The sequence below is a fragment of the Citrobacter sp. ANG330 genome (genome assembly GCF_047467925.1).
GTDB lineage: Bacteria > Pseudomonadota > Gammaproteobacteria > Enterobacterales > Enterobacteriaceae > Citrobacter_A > Citrobacter_A amalonaticus_G.
Genome location: NZ_JASJUI010000003.1, coordinates 259,599 through 275,686 on the forward strand (window position 1 = coordinate 259,599; position 16,088 = coordinate 275,686).

Here is a 16,088-nt window from a genome sequence, read left to right on the forward strand (position 1 = left end):
TCCCTAAGATCATGTAGGCCGGGTAAGGCGAAGCCGCCACCCGGCGCTTATTTCCCGCCCGCCAGTTCCAGAAAACTGCCCGTAACATATGACGCTTTCTCGCTCAGCAACCAGACAATGGCCTGTGCCACCTCTTCCGGCTGTCCGCCGCGCTGCATCGGTAACATCGACTTCACGCGATCCACCCGTCCAGGCTCACCACCCGAAGCATGGATTTCCGTGTAAATAAGACCGGGCCGCACACCGTTGACCCGTATCCCCTGCGCTGCCACTTCCAGCGCCAGGCCGGTAGTCAGTGAGTCCACGGCCCCTTTCGACGCCGCATAATCAATATATTCCCCCGGAGCGCCCAGACGTGATGCCGCTGACGATACGTTCACAATCGCCCCGCCGTGACCACCGTGTTTGTGCGACATCCGCTTGACCGCTTCGCGGCAGCAGAGGAAATAGCCCGTCACATTGGTCGCCAGCACGCGGTTAATCCGCTCGGCAGAGAGATGTTCAATCGTGCTTTGTTCAAACAATATTCCGGCATTATTGACCAGCGCCACCAGTGGCTCATTTTCACGATCGATCGCGTCGAACATTGCCACGACCTGCGTTTCATCACTGATGTCAGCACGCAGCGTAAAGGCTTTTCCGCCAGCGGCGACAATAGTGTTCACCACCTCGGTGGCAGCCCGAATATTGTGATGAAAGTTGACGGCAACCGTGTAACCTTCCTGTGCCAACTGTAGGGCCGTCGCGCGCCCAATGCCACGACTGCCGCCAGTAACCAGTGCGATTCCCATAGCGTTCTCCCGATATGAAAAAAGCCGGGTGGAGGCTTCTCCTTACCCGGCCTACAAATGATTTGCTACCGTGGAAAAATTACTGGTATTCGCTCATCGGCACACAGGAGCAGAACAGGTTACGGTCGCCGTAAACGTCATCAAGACGCTTCACAGTTGGCCAGTACTTGTTCGCTACACCCGCCGGGAAGACCGCCACTTCACGGCTGTAACCGTGATTCCACTCCGCCACCAGCTCATTCTGGGTGTGCGGCGCGTTAACCAGCGGGTTATCTTCCAGCGTCCATTCGCCGTTCTGTACGCGAGCGATTTCCGCACGGATCGCCAGCATCGCATTAATAAAGCGATCCAGTTCCACTTTGCTTTCCGATTCCGTCGGTTCAACCATCAGCGTACCCGCAACCGGGAACGACATGGTCGGCGCATGGAAACCGTAGTCAATGAGGCGCTTGGCAATATCCAGTTCACTGATGCCGGTCTCTTCTTTCAGCGGACGGATATCGAGAATACACTCATGCGCCACGCGCCCGTCACGACCGGTATACAGGACCGGGAACGCGTCTTTCAGACGGCTGGCAATGTAGTTGGCATTCAGAATCGCCACCTGGCTTGCCTGTTTCAGCCCTTCCGCGCCCATCATGCGGATATACATCCAGCTGATCGGCAGAATCGATGCGCTACCGAATGGTGCAGCAGAGACGGCGCCCTGGCGAGTCAGCATCCCTTCAATCTGTACTACGCTGTGTCCCGGAACAAACGGGGCCAGATGTGATTTCACGCCAATCGGTCCCATGCCTGGGCCACCGCCGCCGTGTGGAATGCAGAAGGTTTTATGCAGGTTAAGGTGCGAAACGTCAGCACCAATAAAGCCCGGAGAGGTGATGCCCACCTGAGCGTTCATGTTTGCGCCGTCGAGGTACACCTGACCACCAAACTGATGCACAATCTCGCACACTTCGCGGATCGTCTCTTCGTACACACCGTGGGTAGACGGATAGGTCACCATGATGCAAGAGAGGTTTTCGCCCGCCTGAGCGGCTTTCTCACGCAGATCGCCGAGATCGATATTCCCGTTCTTATCGCAGGCCACAACCACTACCTGCATTCCCGCCATCTGGGCCGATGCCGGGTTAGTCCCGTGCGCAGAAGCCGGGATCAGGCAGATATCGCGATGCCCTTCATTGCGGCTTTCATGATAATGACGGATCGCCAGCAGGCCCGCGTATTCCCCCTGCGCACCGGAGTTCGGCTGCATACAGACGGCGTCGTAACCGGTCAGTTTAACCAGCCACTCAGAAAGCTGATCGATCATCTGATGGTAACCTTCAGCCTGTTCTGGCGGGCAGAACGGATGCAGTTCAGCAAATTCCGGCCAGGTGATCGGGATCATCTCCGCTGCGGCGTTCAGCTTCATGGTGCAGGAACCCAGCGGGATCATCGCCTGATTCAGCGCCAGATCTTTACGCTCCAGCGAGTGCATGTAGCGCATCATCTCGGTTTCGCTGTGATAACGATTGAACACCGGATGGCTCAGGATGGCATCATCGCGCAGCATGCTTTCCTGAATGGAGCGGCTGTCGTGCGCCACTTCTTTATCCAGCGCGTCAATGTTCAGACCGTGGCTGTCGCCCAACAGCACCGTAAAGAGTTGCAGGACGTTTTCACGGGTGGTGGTTTCGTCGAGCGTGATACCTACAGCGTTATGAATATCGCTACGCAGGTTGATTTCTGCCGCTTGCGCACGCGCCAGCACCGCCGCCTTGTCTGCAACGTCCACACACAGCGTGTCGAAGTAATGAGCATGACGCAGTTTCAGCCCTTTTTGTTGCAGGCCCGCTGCCAGGATATCGGTCAGACGGTGAATACGATTCGCAATACGTTTCAGGTCAACCGGGCCATGATAAACGGCATACAGGCTGGCGATATTGGCCAGCAGCACCTGTGAGGTACAAATGTTGGAGTTCGCTTTCTCGCGGCGAATATGCTGTTCGCGCGTCTGCATCGCCATGCGCAGCGCGGTATTGCCCGCCGCATCTTTCGATACGCCGATAATACGGCCTGGCATGGAGCGTTTGAATTCATCTTTCGCGGCAAAGAATGCCGCGTGCGGGCCGCCATAACCCATCGGTACGCCAAAGCGTTGAGCAGAGCCGAAAACAATGTCCGCGCCCTGTTTGCCCGGTGCGGTTAACAGCACCAGCGCCATAAAATCGGCGGCTACGCTGACGATCACTTTGCGTGATTTCAGTTCGCTAATCAGCGCACTGTAGTCATGGACTTCACCGGTGGTGCCCACCTGCTGTAACAGCACGCCAAACACATCCTGGTGATCCAGCACTTTCGCTGCATCATCGACAATCACGTCAAAACCGAAGGTTTCAGCACGGGTACGCACGACGTCCAGCGTTTGCGGATGCACATCTGAAGCCACAAAGAAGCGATTCGCGTTTTTCAGTTTGCTGACGCGCTTCGCCATTGCCATCGCTTCTGCGGCCGCGGTGGCTTCATCCAGCAGTGAGGCTGAGGCCATATCCAGCCCGGTCAAATCCAGCGTCACCTGCTGGAAGTTCAGCAGCGCTTCCAGACGCCCCTGAGACACTTCCGGCTGATAGGGCGTATACGCGGTGTACCAGCCTGGGTTTTCCAGCATGTTGCGCAGGATTACCGGCGGCAACTGCACCGCGGTGTAACCCATGCCAATGTAAGACGTAAAGCGCTTGTTACGCCCGGCGATGGCTTTTAATTCTGCCAGCGCAGCGTATTCGGTTGCCGCCTCGCCCACCTGCGGCGGTGTTGCGAGCTGAATGTCTTTCGGCACAATCTGGCCGATCAGCGCGTTTAACGACCCGGCGCCAACGGCATTCAGCATCTCTTGCTGTTGCGTGGCGTCAGGTCCGATGTGGCGTTCAATGAAAGCGCCGCTGTTTTCAAGCTGGCTTAACGTCTGTGTCATGGGCGATGGTTCCTGAAACGTGCAGTGAATCGTAGTGATCTGTTGCGCTATTACCCGGCGGCACTAACGCTTACCGGGCCTGCGTTGACCTGTAGGCCGGATAAGCGCAGCGCCATCCGGCACAACATTATTCGTCTTCCAGTAATGCTTCGTACGCGGTGGCATCCAGCAGAGAGTCCAGTTCGCTTTCATCGCTGGCTTTGATTTTGAAGATCCAGCCGCTGCCGTACGGCTCGCTGTTCACCTGTTCCGGGGAGTCACTCAGCGTGTCGTTAACGGCCACGATTTCACCGCTAATCGGCGCGTAGATATCAGAAGCGGCTTTGACGGACTCAGCAACCGCGCAGTCGTCGCCCGCGCTAACGGTCGAGCCAACTTCCGGCAGGTCGACGAAAACCATGTCGCCCAACAGTTCCTGAGCGTGTTCAGTAATACCAACGGTGTAAGAGCCGTCAGTTTCTTTGCGCAGCCATTCGTGTTCTTTGCTGTATTTCAGTTCTGCGGGTACGTTGCTCATTAGTCAATCTCCAGAAAAGGATGAATCACGCAACGGCTTTGCCGTTACGCACAAAAACAGGTTTAGTTACTTTTACCGGCATTTCGCGGTTACGAATTTGCACAATCGCCGTTTCGCCAATTCCCTCAGGGACGCGCGCCAGCGCGATGCTGTAGCCCAGCGTCGGTGAGAATGTCCCGCTGGTGATGACGCCTTCCTGCTGATTGCCCTGGGCATCGGTGAAACGTACCGGCAGTTCGTTGCGCAGCACGCCTTTTTCGGTCATGACCAGACCAACCAACTGTTCGTGGCCTTTTTCACGCTGTGCTTCCAGTGCTTCACGACCGATAAAGTCGCGATCGGCCGGTTCCCAGGCAATAGTCCAGCCCATGTTGGCCGCCAGCGGAGAAATTCCCTCGTCCATCTCCTGACCATACAGGTTCATCCCCGCTTCCAGACGCAGCGTATCACGCGCGCCCAGGCCACACGGTTGCACGCCCGCTTCCACCAGCGCACGCCAGAAATCCGCCGCCTTTTCATTCGGCATTGCAATTTCGTAGCCTGCTTCACCGGTATAGCCGGTCGTGGCAATAAACAGGTCGCCCGCCTGCACGCCGAAGAATGGCTTCATACCTTCAACGGCTTTGCGCTGCTCGTCAGTAAACAGGGATGCCGCCTTCGCCTGCGCGTTTGGCCCCTGCACCGCAATCAGCGACAGATCGTCACGTACCGTAATGTCGATGGCGTAAGGTTCAGCGTGTTGGGTAATCCAGGAGAGGTCTTTTTCACGGGTGGCGGAGTTGACAACAAGGCGGAAGAAGTCTTCGGTAAAGTAATAAACAATCAGGTCATCTATTACGCCGCCCGACGCGTTGAGCATACCGGAGTAGAGCGCTTTACCGGTTTTGGTCAGCTTAGCCACGTCGTTCGCCAGCAGATAACGCAAGAACTCCCGGGTGCGGCTGCCGTGAAGATCAACAATGGTCATATGCGACACATCAAACATCCCGGCATCGGTGCGCACGGCATGGTGTTCATCAAGCTGAGAACCATAATGCAACGGCATCATCCAGCCGTGGAAATCGACCATGCGCGCGCCGCATAGCGTGTGTTGTTCGTACAAAGGAGTCTGTTGAGCCATCTTGTCCTCATTGAATAAGCGGGGCTGACCACCCTTTCATGGCAAAAATTATCGCCATGAAACCCGGCATCGGTGCCACTGATGAGCCCCGACGCAAACGTTCTCTTTGCCTCTGAACTTACCACCGAACCCCCTGCTAAACCATAAGACAGAATTAACCATCACATTAGCTTATGACCAAAAATCGAAAAAACACCGTCAGCATAAAAACCCGTACTTAAGGTGAACCACAACGGTAAATGATAAGTTTTTTCACATATCTGGCGCAGGCAACCGAATATTACGCTGAAAAAATGTCAAAACTGAGGTTATGCAAAATCAAAGACATTAGAAAATATAATGCGAAAAGAAGAGTGAAATTAGTTTATTTCAAATGAGGCAAGCCTCCCGGCGAAGAGGCCGGGAGAAGGAAATGTGACGGGTTTCAAATTCTTTAAAAAGAGGGGGAAAGGTTAGCGAAGCCAATCAGGCAGATCGTTTAATCCCATTGCCTGACGGAGAAGTTGCGGTTTTACACCCGGGAGAGTATCAGCCAGTTTCAGCCCTATATCACGCAGCAGTTTTTTCGCCGGATTTGTCCCCGCAAACAGCTCGCGGAACCCCTGCATCCCCGCCAGCATCATCGCGGCGCTGTGCTTACGACTACGCTCATAGCGACGCAAATAAAGGTACTGGCCGATATCTTTGCCCTGACGATGCAGACGTTTGAGTTCATCCACCAGTTCTGCTGCATCCATAAAGCCGAGGTTTACGCCCTGTCCGGCCAGCGGATGGATGGTATGCGCGGCGTCGCCCACCAGCGCCAGCCGATGTGCGGCAAACTGACGCGCATAGCGGCCTGTTAGCGGAAACACCTGGCGTTCGCTCTCCACCCGACACAGTCCCAGACGATTATCAAACGCAATGTTCAGCGCCTGATTAAACTGCTCATCGCTTGCCTGCTGCATCCGCTCCGCCTCTTCCGGAGAGAGTGACCAGACGATAGAACACAAATGCGGATCGCTGAGCGGCAGGAAGGCCAGAATACCTTCACCATGAAACGCCTGACGGGCAACGGCACCGTGCGCTTCTTCAGTGCGAATGGTCGCCACCAGCGCATGATGATGGTAATCCCAGAAGGTCAGCGGAATATCCGCTTTGTTGCGTAACCACGAGTTTGCCCCATCGGCACCAATCACCAGACGCGCCGTAAGCATTGCGCCATCTTTCAGCGTCAGGAAAGCGTCGTTTTCTCCCCACGCCACCTGTTGCAATTCGGCGGGCGCCATCAGCGTGATATCGGAGGATTGCTGCGCTTTTTGCCACAGCGCGTAATGAATAACCGCGTTCTCCACGATATGGCCCAGATGGCTGTAGCCCATACTTTGGTCATCAAATTCGATGCGGCCAAAGCTGTCCTGATCCCACACTTCCATCCCGTGATAACAACTGACGCGACGAGCCACAATATCTGACCAGACGCCGAGGCGGGTAAGCAGTTTTTCACTGGCGGCATTGATCGCCGACACGCGAAGCGCAGGTTCTGCGTCCGCTGCCAACGGCTGAGGTTCACGCTGTTCGAGCACGGCGACACGTAAACCGCTGCCCTGCAGTCCACACGCGACTGCCAGGCCTACCATGCCTCCACCGACGATTGCTACATCAACACTTTGCACTGTTTACTCCTGGAAATCGGAAACCGCCATCAGGCGTGATGTTCGTATAAATGCCGGATGGCGCTTCGCCTGTCCGGTCTGGAGAGCGGTTTACCGCGCCACCCAACCTAACGTCCGCTGCGCAAACGCGTTGCGGGCGGGCGGGAATAACGCCATCGCCATCAGTCCGACGTTGCGCCCGGCGACCAGCGGTCCCCAGCGGTTGGCGAACAAATGGACCAGACTGTCCGTGACGCCGACCGTGCTCTGGCGATCCCCCTGACGCCGCTGCTGATAGCGCGAGAGCACGGCGTAGTCGCCGACATCCCCGCCCGTCGCCTGCGCTGCTGTGAGCGTTTCGGCGAGACTCATAACATCGCGCAGCCCAAGGTTAAAACCTTGCCCGGCAATAGGATGCAGCGTTTGCGCCGCGTTGCCCACCAGTACGGTACGGTGCGTGAACGCCTTCGTTGCTGTAGTGAGCGAAAGCGGATATACGCTGCGTTTACCCGCTTGCGTGATGCGTCCAAGCCGCCAACCGAACGCCGTCTGGAGTTCATGGCAGAATCGTTCATCTGACCAACTCAGAATCTCCTCGCGTTGTTCCAGCGGATGACACCACACCAGTGAACAGCGACCTTCCGACATCGGCAGCATCGCCAGCGGCCCATGCGCCGTAAAACGCTCGAAAGCCCGGCCGTTGTGCGCAACAGAGGTTGAAACATTGGCGATCGCCGCCAGTTGCCCGTAAGGCTCCTGCTGCCAGTCAACGCCACAGGCGGTGGCCAGCGCAGAACGCGTACCGTCCGCCGCAACCAGCACGCGTCCGGTAATCGTTTCCCCCGTCTCGAGCGTGACGTCCACCTGGTCTTCGGTGCGCGACACGCTGGCAACCCGATCAGGGCAGTGCAACGTGACGCCAGGCGCTTTTCGCAACAGAGCAAACAGGCGTAGCCCCACGTCATGCAGTTCGACGACCTGCCCCAGCGCCGGAATGCGATAGTCCTCAGCGTCGAGCGTCACAAATCCTGCATGCCCCCGATCGCTGACGTGGACGGTATTAATCGCAGTGGCACAATCGGCAATTGCCTGCCATACGCCAATGCGCGCCAGTTGTTGGCAGGTCCCTGCCGCCAGCGCAATCGCCCGGGCATCAAACCCGGGATGACTGTCCGCTTCAGGTGCGGTTGCTTCAATCAGATGAACAGGCAGTGTTCCCTGACTCAACCGGGAAATGGCCAGCGCCAGCGTCGCGCCCACCATGCCACCGCCAACAATGATTACGCTCATGCTTTTTTCGCCGCCGCCATTAACGCTTCAATCTCATCCGCCTTTTTCACCACGCCAGCGGTCAGGTTTTCGTTGCCGTTTTCGGTGATCAGAATGTCATCTTCAATACGGATCCCGATCCCCCGATACGCCTCCGGCACATCGGCATCTGGCGCTATATACAATCCGGGTTCAACGGTAATGACCATTCCCGGTTCGAGGATACGGGAACGATCCTGTCCGTATTCACCGACATCATGAACATCCAGCCCCAGCCAGTGGCTCAGACCATGCATGAAGAATGGGCGATGCGCGTTATCGGCGATCAGTTCATCCACTTCGCCTTGCAAAATCCCCAGCTTCACCAGCCCGGTAATCATAATACGCACGACTTCACCGGTGACTTCCTGAATCGAGGTACCCGGGCGATAAAGTTTCAGGCTGGTTTCCAGCGATTCCAGCACGATGTCATAGATTTCACGCTGCGCCGGGGTAAATTTGCCATTTACCGGGAACGTTCGGGTGATATCCCCCGCATAGCCTTTGTATTCACAGCCTGCATCAATCAGCACCAAATCGCCGTCGCGCAGTTCACTTTCATTTTCGGTGTAATGCAGAATACAGCCGTTTTCACCGCTGCCCACAATGGTGTTGTAGGACGGATAGCGCGCGCCGTGGCGAGTAAATTCGTGGTGAATTTCGCCTTCCAGATGATACTCAAACATCCCCGGACGGCATTTTTCCATCGCCCGGGTATGCGCGAGTGCCGTAATTTCTCCGGCGCGACGCATCACCGCAATCTCTTCCGGTGACTTAAACAGGCGCATTTCATGCACCATCGGACGCCAGTCAATCAGGGTTGCTGGCGCCTTCAGGTTCTGGCGCGAACCTTTGCGCAGTTTTTCCAGCGCGTTGAAAACAATCTCATCCGCATACGCGTACTCGCCTTGGGCGTGATACACCACGTCAAGACCGTTAAGTAGTTGAAAAAGCTGTTGATTGATTTCACTGAAGGCCAGCGCGCGATCCACCGCCAGTTTTTCCGGCGCGGCATCTTGTCCCAGACGACGACCAAACCATATTTCCGCAGTCAGATCGCGAACGCGGTTAAACACCACGCTGTGGTTATGCGTATCGTCGCTTTTAATCAGTACCAGTACGGCCTCCGGCTCGTTAAAACCGGTGAAATACCAGAAATCGCTGCTCTGGCGATAGGGGTATTCACTGTCCGCGCTGCGTGTCACTTCCGGCGCGGCAAAAATCAGCGCGGCGCTGCCTGGCTGCATTTGCGCAAGCAGTGCCTGGCGACGACGTTGGTATTCCTGCGGTGTCATGACGTGGCCTCCATGATCGTTTTATTTTTTAGTGTAGGGTCGGTTTACGCACTTCTGGTGCGGTCGGCGGCTGACGAGTGAAGGTATCGTGACACAATAGCGCAGCGACACGTACATACTCGATGATCTCTTCGAGCGACATCTCCAGCTCTTCCTGATCTTCATCTTCGTCATAGCCAAGCTGGGCAATGTTACGCAAATCGTCGATGGCTTCGCCCGTTTCGCCGGTCACTTTATCAAGTTTTGGCTGCGATACGCCGAGGCCAAGCAGGAAGTGGTTAACCCATCCCGCCAGCGCATCCGCGCGATCGAAAACGCTCACGTCATCGCCTTCCGGCAGATAAAGCTGAAAAAGAAAACCGTCATCTTCCAGCGCATCGCTGGTCGCGGAGTGCATTTTACGCAGTGCCTGAGCCAGTTCATGACCGAAAGCCAGCCCTTCGTTCGTCAGGTCATGAAGCAGGGGCTGCCAGGAACTGTCGTTATTGCCGCCGCAAATCATCCCGCTGATCAAACCGTGCATTTCCGCCGGGGTTAATCCGGCCCCTTGTTGGTTCAAATACTGGTTCATTTCACTGTAACCAGGCATTTCGTTCTGTATAGACATAAGCATTCGTCATCAAAGGGAGGATATTCATGGTATGCTACCACTTTGGACCCTGGTGAACCAGAATAGGGCTTGTATCTTCACATCAGGGTAGCTATAGTGTCGCCCCTTCGCGGACCCAGGGTCTGGAGACGAAGGCAGCGCAGTCAATCAGCAGGAAGGTGGCATGTCTGCACAACCCGTCGATATCCAAATATTTGGCCGTTCACTGCGTGTGAATTGCCCGCCTGAACAAAGGGATGCGTTGAATCAGGCTGCGGACGATCTGAATCAGCGGTTGCAAGATCTGAAAGTTCGCACTAGAGTCACAAATACTGAGCAACTGGTATTCATTGCTGCACTGAATATTAGTTACGAACTGGCTCAGGAAAAAGCGAAGACCCGCGACTACGCGGCGAGCATGGAACAACGTATTCGGATGCTCCAACAGACCATTGAACAGGCACTGCTTGATCAGGGTCGCATAACCGAAAAAACGAGCCAAAACTTTGAATAACACTTTTCGGTTTACTATGGTAGAGTGACCGTGAAGACAAAATTTCTCTGAGATGTTTGCAAGCGGGCCAGTCCCCTGAGCCGATATTTCATACCACAAGAATGTGGCGATCCATGGTTGGTGAGCATGCTCGGTCCGTCCGAGAAGCCTTAAAACTGTGACGACGCATTCACCTTGAACCAAGGGTTCAAGGGTTACAGCCTGCGGCGGCATCTCGGAGATTCTCCTTCTACCTGGCGACAGCCATGACATTACTTTCTGAACTCCCTTTATCACGACAATCCATTCGCCAGATGATTAGGCAACGCCGTCGTGAACTCACAACTTCGCAGCAAATCACCTTCGGCCAGCAGGCAGCAACACGCATGCTTGCGTACCCTCCCGTAGTGATGGCCCACACGGTCGCCGTGTTTTTGTCATTTGATGGCGAACTTGATACCCAACCCCTGATCGAGCAACTCTGGCATGCGGGGAAACGCGTTTATCTCCCGGTACTTCATCCGTTTAGCCCCGGCAATTTGCTGTTTCTGCATTATCACCCGCACAATGAACTGATCACCAATCGGTTGAAGATCCGGGAGCCTAAACTTGATGTTCGCGATGTCCTGCCGCTTTCGCAACTGGACGTGCTGGTCACGCCGTTGGTGGCGTTTGATGAGTACGGTCAGCGTTTAGGGATGGGCGGCGGATTCTACGATCGCACTCTCCAGAACTGGCAACAGCATGGCCTGACGCCCGTAGGGTATGCCCACGACTGTCAGCATGTGGAGAAATTGCCGGTAGAAGAATGGGATGTTCCGTTACCGGCCGTCGTGACGCCGTCAAAATTGTGGGAGTGGTAAGCGCTTCTTTGCTGATTGACACCGCCGTTTTTTTGACCTAAATTTCCTCGGTAAGGGTGAGGGAGGCGAACCTCCCTCCTGCGTTTTCGCTGTTAATATGCTGGGTAGGCGATGATTAACAGGATAAGCAGCATGATGACATAACTCATCATCGTCCCTTTCCTTTTTAGAGCCCCTGCTTCGGTAGGGGCTTTCCCGTTTCAGCGCTGTGCTGCGCCTCTATCGTAAATTCCTTTTGTTGATGTACAACGCGTAGCGAAGCCTTTAATCATTAATTACGGCAAGGCTCGAAAACAGGATGTATGCGTTACAAAAGGGGATGGTGATGTCGGGAAAACGAAGGGAGAAAGGAAGAAATGACGGGCAGACTCAGAGCCTGCCCGCATCGGTAAGAATCAGTACAGCAGGCGCGCGCGAATGGTGCCTGGAATAGCCTTCATCGCCAACAGCGCTTTCTCGGCGACATCTTCATCGGCTTCAATATCGATAACGACATAACCCATTTGTGCTGAAGTCTGGAGATACTGCGCCGCAATGTTCACGCCCTGCTCAGCAAAAATCTGGTTCAGTGCGGTCAGTACGCCTGGACGGTTTTCGTGGATATGCATCAGGCGACGTCCACCGTGCAGCGGCAGCGACACTTCCGGAAAGTTAACCGCGGAAAGCGTAGAACCGTTATCGGAATACTTCGTCAGTTTACCCGCCACTTCCAGACCGATGTTTTCTTGCGCTTCCTGAGTGGAACCGCCGATATGCGGCGTCAGGATCACGTTATCAAAGTCGCACAGCGGCGAAGTGAACGGATCGCTGTTGGTTGCCGGCTCGGTCGGGAACACGTCGATTGCCGCCCCTGCCAGGTGTTTGGTCGCCAGCGCATCGCACAGCGCCGGAATATCTACCACGGTGCCGCGTGCGGCGTTGATCAGCAACGACCCCGGCTTCATTAGCGCAATCTCTTTGGCGCCCATCATGTTTTTCGTGGAGGCGTTTTCCGGCACATGCAGGCTGATTACGTCGCTCATGTTGAGCAGTTCGGAAAGATGCTGAACCTGAGTGGCGTTACCCAGCGGCAGTTTGTTTTCAATATCGTAGAAGTAAACGTGCATCCCCAGTGATTCCGCGAGAATACCCAACTGGGTCCCGATATGACCATAGCCAATGATACCGAGTCGTTTACCACGCGCTTCAAACGAACCGGCGGCCAGTTTATTCCATACGCCGCGGTGCGCTTTGGCGTTTGCTTCCGGTACACCGCGCAGCAGCAGTAGCAGTTCACCAATCACCAGTTCCGCCACGGAACGGGTATTTGAGAACGGCGCGTTAAACACCGGAATCCCGCGTTTTGCCGCCGCCGTCAAATCAACCTGGTTGGTGCCGATGCAGAAACACCCAATCGCCACCAGTTTTTCCGCCGCGTTGATGACGTCTTCTGTCAGATTGGTACGGGATCGCAGGCCAATAAAATGGGCATCACGGATGGACTCTTTCAGCTGTTCAGCATCCAGCGCCCCTTTGTGAAATTCGATGTTGGTATAACCTGCCGCACGAAGGCTATCCAGCGCCTTTTGATGCACGCCTTCAACCAGCAGAAACTTAATCTTGTCTTTCTCCAGCGATACCTTTGCCATTTCCCGACCCTGTTTTTATGCAATCTGATGTTGTGTGTGTGGATTTGCATCCGCCTTTCAACATATCAAAAAAAATTATTGCGGCAATATGAACGTTTGCGTCGACGTGTTGACGAAACCGCATTCAGGGAGAAATGCCAGAGGAAAATGCTGGGGATAAGTTTTTCTTTGGAGAGATCGGCAGGGCAATAATCAAAACGTGATACATGTCACCAAATTTGCCCTGCAAAAAAATTTTAACAGGGGAAACGATCCCCTGGTCAGATCATTTGACGATGGTTTTAACACCATCCGCGGTACCGATTAGCGCCACGTCCGCGCCACGGTTGGCAAACAGGCCGACAGTCACCACGCCAGGAATCGCATTGATAGCATTTTCCATCGCCACCGGGTCGAGGATCTCCATACCGTGCACATCGAGGATCACGTTGCCATTGTCGGTGACCACGCCCTGACGGTATTCCGGACGACCGCCCAGTTTGACTAACTGGCGGGCAACCGCGCTGCGCGCCATTGGGATCACTTCTACCGGCAGAGGGAAGTTACCCAGGATATCCACTTCTTTGGACGCATCGGCGATGCAGATGAATTTCTTCGCAACGGAAGCGATGATTTTTTCACGGGTCAGCGCCGCGCCGCCGCCTTTAATCATCTGCATGTGGCCGTTAATTTCATCCGCGCCATCAACGTAAACGCCGAGGCTATCCACTTCGTTGAGGTCAAACACAGGGATACCGAGGCTTTTGAGTTTTTCGGTAGAGGCGTCTGAGCTGGAAACTGCCCCTTCAATCTGACCTTTCATGGTGCCCAGTGCGTCAATAAAGTGCGCGGCGGTTGAGCCGGTTCCCACGCCCACAATGGTGCCCGGTTGTACATACTGAAGCGCCGCCCATCCTACTGCTTTTTTCAGTTCATCCTGCGTCATGATCGTCTCGCCTGTGTAGAGAAAATTTCAGGCGCATTATAGACCATTGCGCGGAAAAATCTTCCCGCCGCGCTCGCAGGCCGCGGATTTCGTCTTTACCCAATGCAAATTTATGTCATAGTGCAGAACACGCAAAAATTTCAGGAGTACGCCAGAGCAATGAAACGTCCGGACTACAGAACACTACAGGCACTGGATGCGGTTATACGTGAACGCGGGTTTGAACGCGCGGCGCAGAAGCTGTGCATCACCCAATCTGCCGTTTCGCAACGCATTAAGCAGCTTGAGAATATGTTCGGACAACCGCTACTGGTCCGCACCGTTCCGCCGCGTCCGACGGAGCAGGGGCAAAAGCTGCTGGCGCTGCTTCGTCAGGTTGAGCTGCTGGAAGAGGAGTGGCTGGGCGATGAACAAACGGGCTCTACGCCGCTGTTGCTGTCGTTGGCGGTCAACGCCGACAGCCTGGCGACCTGGCTGCTGCCCGCACTCGCGCCGGTACTGGCCGACTCCCCTATTCGTCTCAATTTGCAGGTGGAAGATGAAACCCGTACCCAGGAACGGTTGCGTCGTGGCGAAGTGGTCGGGGCGGTGAGTATTCAGCATCAGGCGCTACCCAGCTGCCTGGTGGATAAACTTGGCGCGCTCGATTATCTGTTTGTCGGTTCGAAAGCGTTTGCCGACCGTTATTTCCCGAACGGCGTTACCCGCTCCGCGTTGCTGAAAGCCCCTGCGGTGGCGTTTGATCACCTGGACGATATGCACCAGGCCTTCCTGCAACAGAACTTTGATCTGCCGCCGGGCAGCGTTCCGTGTCACATCGTTAATTCGTCAGAAGCCTTTGTGCAACTGGCGCGTCAGGGCACCACCTGTTGCATGATCCCACACCTGCAGATTGAAAAAGAACTGGATAGCGGTGAGTTAATCGACCTGACGCCAGGCCTGTTTCAGCGTCGGATGCTCTACTGGCATCGGTTTGCGCCAGAAAGCCGCATGATGCGCAACGTGACCGACGCGCTGTTAGCCTACGGTCACAAGGTGCTGCGCCAGGACTGACCGTTTACGCCCCTGCATAAAAATGCCTGAGCTCATCAAACTGCAAGGCAAATTCGATGTAGCTCATGAGCGCGGGGGAATTCAGCTTACGGCTGGGATACACCAGCCACAGATCGTTGCCTGCCACCGTCCATTCCGCCAGCACCGGGATCAGATCGCCCTTTTCAATTTTATCTTCCAGCATGAACGCCGGCAGCAGCGTGACGCCAGCGCCAGCGATGGCGCTTTCGCGGGCATAGACCAGATTATCCGTCAGATGTACGCGCTCGGGCATGTACTGATAGTCTTCATCACCGCGATGAAATAACCACTCAGCCCAGGCTTTATGCGCGATGCAATGGTGTTCGACCAGTTGACGAGGATGGTTCAGCGGCGCAAAACGTGACAGATAATCCGGAGATGCCAGCAGGTAGCGCGGGCAATGACCGATCATGCGTCCAATCAATGACGAGTCCTGCGGCTTGCCGGTGCGCAACGCGACGTCAAAACTGCTCTCCACCAGATCCAGCACCTGGTCGCAGATACTGACATCCAGCGAGACATCCGGATAATGCTGCTGAAAGCGGGTGTTCAGGCGCGCTAACAGCGTCGCGCCAATGCCAGCCGGCGACGTGATGCGCAAACGTCCGCTGGGGTTGTCGCGCAGGCGCTGAACCGCATATTCTGCGCGTTCGCTGGCTGCGAGTATTTCCCGACAATGCACCAGATAATGTTCACCGGCGTAGGTCAGGTTAAGTTTGCGGGTGGTACGATTGAGAAGGCGAATACCGACATGTTGCTCAAGCTGACTGATGCGCTGGCTGACGCTCGACTTCGGCAACCCCGCCTTTTGCGCGGCAACGGTAAAGCTGCCGTGTTCGGCAACCAGGGCAAACAGCGCCATATCCTGCAAATGCTTAAACATCGCGTTCACCCCTGG

14 protein-coding genes and 1 other RNA gene are annotated in these 16,088 nt (G+C 55.3%); 4 read left to right on the forward strand and 11 right to left on the reverse strand.

Features of this window, described 5'->3' with window-relative positions; all coding sequences use genetic code 11:
• Positions 1-47: 47 nt before the first annotated feature.
• The 8 genes from QNN88_RS09535 to QNN88_RS09570 all read right to left on the reverse strand — a co-directional run bounded on the left by QNN88_RS09535 (position 48) and on the right by QNN88_RS09570 (position 10,225).
• A complete protein-coding gene (locus QNN88_RS09535; protein ID WP_414240006.1) occupies positions 48-791 on the reverse strand; it encodes an SDR family oxidoreductase in 744 nt (247 codons plus the stop codon).
• 79 nt (positions 792-870) lie between these two features.
• Positions 871-3,744: an aminomethyl-transferring glycine dehydrogenase gene (gcvP, locus tag QNN88_RS09540; protein ID WP_414240007.1), complete on the reverse strand. Its 2,874-nt coding sequence runs from the start codon at positions 3,742-3,744 to the stop codon at positions 871-873.
• A gap of 127 nt (positions 3,745-3,871) precedes the next feature.
• Positions 3,872-4,261: a glycine cleavage system protein GcvH gene (gene gcvH, locus QNN88_RS09545; protein WP_414240008.1), complete on the reverse strand. Its 390-nt coding sequence runs from the start codon at positions 4,259-4,261 to the stop codon at positions 3,872-3,874.
• Positions 4,262-4,286: 25 nt separating this feature from the next.
• Positions 4,287-5,381, reverse strand: coding sequence for a glycine cleavage system aminomethyltransferase GcvT (gene gcvT, locus QNN88_RS09550; RefSeq protein WP_414240009.1), 1,095 nt, complete (start codon positions 5,379-5,381; stop codon positions 4,287-4,289).
• A gap of 452 nt (positions 5,382-5,833) precedes the next feature.
• Positions 5,834-7,036 (reverse strand): FAD-dependent 2-octaprenylphenol hydroxylase, encoded by a 1,203-nt coding sequence (gene ubiI, locus QNN88_RS09555; protein ID WP_414240010.1) that lies wholly within the window; start codon positions 7,034-7,036, stop codon positions 5,834-5,836.
• A 90-nt stretch (positions 7,037-7,126) separates the two neighbouring features.
• Positions 7,127-8,305, reverse strand: a complete 1,179-nt coding sequence (ubiH, locus tag QNN88_RS09560) for a 2-octaprenyl-6-methoxyphenyl hydroxylase (protein ID WP_414240011.1) — start codon at positions 8,303-8,305, stop codon at positions 7,127-7,129.
• The gene (gene pepP / locus QNN88_RS09565) at positions 8,302-9,618 is read right to left on the reverse strand and encodes a Xaa-Pro aminopeptidase (RefSeq protein WP_414240012.1); all 1,317 of its coding nucleotides are present in this window, start codon (positions 9,616-9,618) and stop codon (positions 8,302-8,304) included. The genes ubiH and pepP overlap by 4 nt, the downstream gene beginning before the upstream one ends.
• A gap of 28 nt (positions 9,619-9,646) precedes the next feature.
• Complete coding sequence (locus QNN88_RS09570) at positions 9,647-10,225, reverse strand: YecA family protein (RefSeq protein ID WP_414240013.1); 579 nt, start codon at positions 10,223-10,225, stop codon at positions 9,647-9,649.
• A 166-nt stretch (positions 10,226-10,391) separates the two neighbouring features.
• Here QNN88_RS09570 and zapA point away from each other — a divergent pair, with 166 nt between their 5' ends.
• The 3 genes from zapA (at position 10,392) to QNN88_RS09585 (ending at position 11,563) form a co-directional block, all read left to right on the forward strand.
• Positions 10,392-10,721: a cell division protein ZapA gene (gene zapA, locus QNN88_RS09575; RefSeq protein ID WP_222167689.1), complete on the forward strand. Its 330-nt coding sequence runs from the start codon at positions 10,392-10,394 to the stop codon at positions 10,719-10,721.
• A gap of 41 nt (positions 10,722-10,762) precedes the next feature.
• Positions 10,763-10,946, forward strand: a non-coding RNA gene (gene ssrS / locus QNN88_RS09580) — 6S RNA.
• Positions 10,947-10,966: 20 nt separating this feature from the next.
• Complete coding sequence (locus tag QNN88_RS09585) at positions 10,967-11,563, forward strand: 5-formyltetrahydrofolate cyclo-ligase (RefSeq protein ID WP_414240014.1); 597 nt, start codon at positions 10,967-10,969, stop codon at positions 11,561-11,563.
• 395 nt (positions 11,564-11,958) lie between these two features.
• Here QNN88_RS09585 and serA read toward each other — a convergent pair whose 3' ends face one another.
• Both serA and rpiA read right to left on the reverse strand, forming a co-directional pair.
• Positions 11,959-13,191: a phosphoglycerate dehydrogenase gene (gene serA, locus QNN88_RS09590; RefSeq protein ID WP_414240015.1), complete on the reverse strand. Its 1,233-nt coding sequence runs from the start codon at positions 13,189-13,191 to the stop codon at positions 11,959-11,961.
• A gap of 265 nt (positions 13,192-13,456) precedes the next feature.
• The gene (rpiA, locus tag QNN88_RS09595; RefSeq protein WP_042322083.1) at positions 13,457-14,116 is read right to left on the reverse strand and encodes a ribose-5-phosphate isomerase RpiA; all 660 of its coding nucleotides are present in this window, start codon (positions 14,114-14,116) and stop codon (positions 13,457-13,459) included.
• A gap of 159 nt (positions 14,117-14,275) precedes the next feature.
• On the opposite strand from rpiA, the gene argP reads away from it, so the two are divergent.
• Positions 14,276-15,169, forward strand: coding sequence for a DNA-binding transcriptional regulator ArgP (argP, locus tag QNN88_RS09600; RefSeq protein WP_414240016.1), 894 nt, complete (start codon positions 14,276-14,278; stop codon positions 15,167-15,169).
• 4 nt (positions 15,170-15,173) lie between these two features.
• Here the strand turns inward: argP and QNN88_RS09605 are convergent, their stop codons facing one another.
• Positions 15,174-16,073: a LysR family transcriptional regulator gene (locus QNN88_RS09605; RefSeq protein WP_414240017.1), complete on the reverse strand. Its 900-nt coding sequence runs from the start codon at positions 16,071-16,073 to the stop codon at positions 15,174-15,176.
• Positions 16,074-16,088 lie beyond the last annotated feature (15 nt).

Excerpts from the sequence above, each read along its gene's own strand:
- QNN88_RS09535 (WP_414240006.1), bottom strand. The coding sequence starts at position 791 with ATGGGAATCGCACTGGTTACTGGCGGCAGTCGTGGCATTGGGCGCGCG.
- gcvP (WP_414240007.1), bottom strand. The coding sequence starts at position 3,744 with ATGACACAGACGTTAAGCCAGCTTGAAAACAGCGGCGCTTTCATTGAA.
- gcvH (WP_414240008.1), bottom strand. The coding sequence starts at position 4,261 with ATGAGCAACGTACCCGCAGAACTGAAATACAGCAAAGAACACGAATGG.
- gcvT (WP_414240009.1), bottom strand. The coding sequence starts at position 5,381 with ATGGCTCAACAGACTCCTTTGTACGAACAACACACGCTATGCGGCGCG.
- ubiH (WP_414240011.1), bottom strand. The coding sequence starts at position 8,305 with ATGAGCGTAATCATTGTTGGCGGTGGCATGGTGGGCGCGACGCTGGCG.
- pepP (WP_414240012.1), bottom strand. The coding sequence starts at position 9,618 with ATGACACCGCAGGAATACCAACGTCGTCGCCAGGCACTGCTTGCGCAA.
- QNN88_RS09570 (WP_414240013.1), bottom strand. The coding sequence starts at position 10,225 with ATGTCTATACAGAACGAAATGCCTGGTTACAGTGAAATGAACCAGTAT.
- zapA (WP_222167689.1), top strand. The coding sequence starts at position 10,392 with ATGTCTGCACAACCCGTCGATATCCAAATATTTGGCCGTTCACTGCGT.
- QNN88_RS09585 (WP_414240014.1), top strand. The coding sequence starts at position 10,967 with ATGACATTACTTTCTGAACTCCCTTTATCACGACAATCCATTCGCCAG.
- serA (WP_414240015.1), bottom strand. The coding sequence starts at position 13,191 with ATGGCAAAGGTATCGCTGGAGAAAGACAAGATTAAGTTTCTGCTGGTT.
- rpiA (WP_042322083.1), bottom strand. The coding sequence starts at position 14,116 with ATGACGCAGGATGAACTGAAAAAAGCAGTAGGATGGGCGGCGCTTCAG.
- argP (WP_414240016.1), top strand. The coding sequence starts at position 14,276 with ATGAAACGTCCGGACTACAGAACACTACAGGCACTGGATGCGGTTATA.
- QNN88_RS09605 (WP_414240017.1), bottom strand. The coding sequence starts at position 16,073 with ATGTTTAAGCATTTGCAGGATATGGCGCTGTTTGCCCTGGTTGCCGAA.